The sequence below is a fragment of the Vibrio sp. 10N.261.52.A1 genome (assembly GCF_002876325.1).
Taxonomy (GTDB): Bacteria; Pseudomonadota; Gammaproteobacteria; order Enterobacterales; family Vibrionaceae; genus Vibrio; species Vibrio chagasii.
In genome coordinates, this window is record NZ_MCYD01000955.1 from 1 (window position 1) to 572 (window position 572).

The following is a 572-nucleotide window of genomic DNA, read 5'->3' on the forward strand; positions in this document are numbered from 1 at the left end:
GATGCGAGATGCGAGATGGCCCCGTATTATTACTAACACGGGACTGATTGAGCAGCCAGGGATTAACGTTTTAAATCAATGTAGATTTGCTCTACCTTAGTACGAGCCCATTCTGTTTTGCGCAGAAACTTTAAGCTCGATTTGATACTTGGGTCTTTTTTGAAGCAGTTGATATTTACCATGTAGCTCAACTCTTCCCAACCGTAATGTTCTACCAATTCTGTTAGTAGCTTTTGCAGTGTAATGCCGTGCAGTGGGTTATTTACTTGTGTCATGAGATTCACTCGTCATTTATTTACTCTCAGTATATCAGTTTCATCTCATCAATTATCAGACCATTTTTGTTCGCTGTTATATCGAACAACGAAAGCCGTTCAATCTCCGCAACGCTCATCAAAGCCGACTAATTTTGGCATCTAAGTACAATCTTTTTCATAATTGAAGTGCTTAGAATATCGGTAGATAACGTGAGTGGTATTGGCCACTAAACTAAATGCTTATTCTTGTCTTATATTTGAGACGAGTTGGTAGGTTTATATCGAAATCGCGCTTTTAAGCGCTAATGCCCTTCA

1 protein-coding gene is annotated in these 572 nt (G+C 39.2%); it reads right to left on the minus strand.

What is annotated here, in order from left to right; translation table 11 throughout:
* Positions 1-62: 62 nt before the first annotated feature.
* Positions 63-275 (minus strand): VF530 family protein, encoded by a 213-nt coding sequence (locus BCT81_RS20770; RefSeq protein ID WP_102425680.1) that lies wholly within the window; start codon positions 273-275, stop codon positions 63-65.
* Positions 276-572 lie beyond the last annotated feature (297 nt).